The sequence below is a fragment of the Micromonospora deserti genome, assembly GCF_003236335.1.
Classification (GTDB): Bacteria; Actinomycetota; Actinomycetes; order Mycobacteriales; family Micromonosporaceae; genus Micromonospora; species Micromonospora deserti.
In genome coordinates this window covers 1-4237 of the sequence record NZ_POUB01000390.1, presented here as the reverse complement: position 1 = coordinate 4237, position 4237 = coordinate 1, and the positions used below count along the sequence as shown (strand labels likewise).

Below are 4237 nucleotides of genomic sequence, written 5' to 3'. Positions count from 1 at the left end.
CGCCCCCACTGATGCCCCCGGCGGACCGCTGGCGGCTGCACGACCTGCCCGACGGGCGCGGGCTCGCCGCGCTGCTCGACCTGCTCTTCGGGCTGGCCGCCGACCGTGCCGAACCCGCCGCCGCGGCGGACGCCCGCTGGGTGGGCCGCGACACTGTCGGGGCGGAACCGGTGGACATCATCGAGGCGGCACCACCCGGCACCGCAGCACCGCCCGGCAGCAGCCCGCCGGACGCCTCCCCCTCGCCGCTGGCGGCGGAGCGCCCGCGTTACTGGGTCGACCGGGATGCCCGGCTGCACCGGCTGGAGATCCGGCTGCCCCACGTCGGCCCGGTCACCGTGCAGCTGAACCGGACCAACCGGCCGACGCTGCGGCCGGTCGACGCGCTCGGCGGTCGGCCCGGACTGCCCCGCGCCCTCACCGCCGCCGAACATGACCGGCTGGGCCGGCTGCCGGAGCGGCTGCGGGCCCGCGGCGGCGCCACCGTGACGCTGACCGCGCCCCTCGACGCGACCACGAACCTGCGGGGCGCCGGGTGGCTGAGCTGGGCCGGGCGGAGGGCCTACCTGGCCGTCGCCGACCTGCGCGCACCCGACCACCGGACGCTGCTGCGGCAGGACAGCGCTGGCGCGGCCCGGGCCCAGGTGCCGGCCGGCACGGTGCCGGGCACCGTGGAGGAGCCGGGGCGCCCGCCGCTGCCACCCCCGGTTGTGCACTGGCAGGCCGGTCCGCCGGGCGACGACCTGGGCCGGCTGATCGACGCGGCGCTACGGGCGGGCGGTACGGCCAGCCAGCGGGCCACCGCCAAGCGGCTGCGCGGGGACAGCCTCGCCGGGAGGACGGTGGATGTGATCAAGCTGCGCACGTCCCGGGGACCGCTGCGCTACTGGATCGACCGCTCCGGGCTGCTCCGCCGGCTGGAGCTGCGGACCCGACCGGGCGCCTGGGCGCAGCTCGACCTCGAACCCGGCCCGGTGCCCCGGCTGCCGGCCGCCCCGGCCCGGCCGTCCCGGTCGGCAGCCGACCGCTGACCGGTCAGGGCCGCCAGCCGGTCTGCGCCGCCCACACCTCGGCCCGCAGGAGCTCCTCGTCGAAACACGGGTCGGTGGCGGTGGCGTAGGTGGTGCTCTCCGGCGCCGAGGCGGCCAGCTCCCGCCTCAACAGCAGGTACGCCGCCCGCCGGCCCGGGTCGGCTCGCAGGTGGTCCCGCAGCAGCAGGGCGTACCGCCAGCCCGGGGAGTCGACCGCACGGATGTGCAGGTTGACCGGGCGGGCCGGATCGGCGCTGCCGTGCAGCCGCTTCTCCCACCGGCCGCTACCGGCCGGCCGCGGACTGTCCCACCACTCGCCGGGCAGGCGCGGGAAGCCGGCCGCCGCGAGCCGCTCGGCCAGCGGGCCGTCGGCGTCGGCGAGGGTCGGCACCGCGAGCTGGATGTCGATCACGTCCTTGGCGGCGAGCCCGGGAACCGCCGTCGAGCCGACGTGGTCGATCCGCGGGTCGGCGGGGGCGACCGCGTGGCGGATCCGCGCGGCCAGCCGCGCGTACTGCTGGGGCCAGGCCGGGTCGGCCGTGGCCAGCTCGACGCGGGGCGGCCGGACGGCCCGCCGCTCGCGCAGGTTCGCCGCGTAGGGCAGCAGCCGCTCGTGCCACAGCGCGTCGACCTCCGTGTGCAGCTCGGCCAGGCCGGCGTCGTTGGTCAGCACCACGTCCGCCGCCGCCCGGCGGCGGGCGTCGTCGGCCTGCGCGGCGATCCGCCGCTCGGCCTCCGCGCGGTCCATGCCCCGGTGGCGGGCCAGCCGCGCCAACCGGATCGGCACCGCCGTCTGCACCACGACCACCAGGTGGTACGTGGGCGCGAGCCCCACCTCGACCAGCAGCGGCACGTCGTTGACCACGATCGCGTCGGCCGGGGCCGCGGCGGCCAGCTCGGCGGTACGGGCCCGGACGCGGGGATGGGTGATCGCCTCCAGCCGGCGGCGCGCGGCCTCGTCAGAAAAGACCATCGCGCCCAGGGCCGCCCGGTCGAGGGCCCCGTCGGCGTCGAGCACCCGGTCGGAGAAAGCCTCGACGATCTCGGCCAACCCTTCGGTGCCCGGCGCCACCACCTCCCGCGCGATCCGGTCGGCGTCGATGACCACCGCGCCCAGCTCGGCCAGCCGGGCCCCGGCGGCGCTCTTGCCCGAGCCGATCCCCCCGGTCAACCCCACCATCAGCACCGCACCAGTCAACCCGATCACCCCGCCCGTGCCAAACCGGCACCCGCTGGCAGTCCCCGACCTGGTCAGACCGGCGAGCCGGGCGCGGGCCGGACGGACGTCGGGCGCGAGACACGCGAGGGCCCCGCCCCCGGCGACCCGGTGGAACCGGATCACGGGGACGGGGCCCGTCGTCGTCAGCGGGTCACTTGCCGCCGGCGAGCTTCTCCCGCAGCGCGGCGAGCGCCTCGTCGGTGGCCAGGGTGCCGGACGGCTCCTCGGCCTGCCGGCTCGGGGCCGGGGTGGTCGAGGTGGCGCCACCGGCGGCGGCCGCCGCCGGCGGGTTGGCAGCGGCCTCCGCGTCGGCGGCCCGAGAGGTCTGCACCTGCTTGGTGTGGGCCTCCCAGCGCTGACGGGCCTCGGCGTACTGCTGCTCCCACGTCTCGCGCTGCTTCTCGTAGCCCTCGAGCCACTCGCCCGTCTCCGGGTCGAAGCCCTCCGGGTAGATGTAGTTGCCCTCGGCGTCGTAGGTCGCCGCCATGCCGTAGAGGGTCGGGTCGAAGTGCTCCTCGCCCTCGACGAAGCCCTCGTTGGCCTGCTTGAGCGACAGCGAGATCCGCCGGCGCTCCAGGTCGATGTCGATGACCTTGACCATGACCTCGGAGCCGACCTGGACGACCTGCTCCGGGATCTCCACGTGCCGCTCGGCCAGCTCGGAGATGTGGACCAGGCCCTCGATGCCGTCGTCGACCCGGACGAAGGCGCCGAACGGCACCAGCTTGGTGACCTTACCCGGCACGATCTGCTGGATCGCGTGGGTGCGGGCGAACTGACGCCACGGGTCCTCCTGGGTCGCCTTCAGCGACAGCGAGACCCGCTCGCGGTCCAGGTCGACGTCCAGGACCTCGACCTCGACCTCCTGGCCCACCTCGACGACCTCGGACGGGTGGTCGATGTGCTTCCAGGACAGCTCGGAGACGTGCACCAGACCGTCCACGCCGCCGAGGTCGACGAACGCGCCGAAGTTGACGATCGAGGACACGACGCCCTTGCGGACCTGGCCCTTCTGCAGCTTGTTGAGGAACTCGGTGCGCACCTCGGACTGCGTCTGCTCCAGCCAGGCCCGGCGGGACAGGACCACGTTGTTGCGGTTCTTGTCCAGCTCGATGATCTTGGCTTCGAGCTCGCGGCCGACGTACGGCTGCAGGTCACGCACGCGCCGCATCTCGACCAGGGACGCGGGCAGGAAGCCGCGCAGCCCGATGTCGAGGATGAGGCCACCCTTGACAACCTCGATGACCGAGCCGCGGACGACGCCGTCCTCGTCCTTGATCTTCTCGATGGTGCCCCACGCCCGCTCGTACTGAGCGCGCTTCTTCGAGAGGATCAGACGCCCCTCCTTGTCCTCCTTCTGGAGGACAAGGGCCTCGATGTGGTCGCCGACCGACACCACCTCGGCCGGGTCCACGTCGTGCTTGATCGACAGCTCCCGAGAGGGGATGACACCCTCGGTCTTGTAGCCGATGTCGAGCAGGACCTCGTCCCGATCGACCTTGACGACGGTGCCTTCGACAATGTCGCCGTCGTTGAAGTACTTGATGGTCTCGTCGATCGCGGCGAGGAAAGCTTCCTCGGAGCCGAGGTCGTCGACGGTGACCTTGGTGGCGCTCGAGGGGGCCTCGATGCTGCTCGTCATGTGGGCGGTTGCTCCGGTCGGATGGGTTGTCACTGCAGGCTTACGTCGCGGTGACCTGTTCGCGCGAGCGGATCCGTCGCCGGGCACACCGAACGATCGCTGAGTGGGATCATGATGTGGCTCCGTCGACCGCGCACCTGCTCCCTGCCGAGGCACACGATCCGCGAGCGCATCGTCTAGCCTACCCGCTGCATTACCACAGCGTGCAAGCCCTCCCGCCTCTCTGACGGCCTCATCAGCTGCGAAAGCGGAGATTTCGACCGCCGGACGCCTCCGGTGTCACCCGGGTCACACCCGTCCCACCGGAGGCGGTAGCGGGCGAGGTCCTTCCGCCTCCCCCCGAGA

Annotated in this window: 2 protein-coding genes and 1 pseudogene; 1 reads left to right on the top strand and 2 read right to left on the bottom strand. The window is 73.9% G+C overall.

Annotation, left to right across the window (positions count from 1 at the left end):
- Nucleotides 1–1031, top strand: a pseudogene (locus C1I99_RS32975) (hypothetical protein); the annotation flags it as partial.
- 4 nt (nt 1032–1035) lie between these two features.
- Here the strand turns inward: C1I99_RS32975 and coaE are convergent.
- Nucleotides 1036–2217, bottom strand: a complete 1182-nt coding sequence (coaE, locus tag C1I99_RS29835; RefSeq protein ID WP_199562441.1) for a dephospho-CoA kinase — start codon at nt 2215–2217, stop codon at nt 1036–1038.
- Between the two features lie 184 nt (nt 2218–2401).
- On the bottom strand, nt 2402–3892 hold the full coding sequence (gene rpsA, locus C1I99_RS29830) for a 30S ribosomal protein S1 (RefSeq protein ID WP_111137514.1): 1491 nt from the start codon (nt 3890–3892) through the stop codon (nt 2402–2404).
- Between the last annotated feature and the right edge of the window lie 345 nt (nt 3893–4237).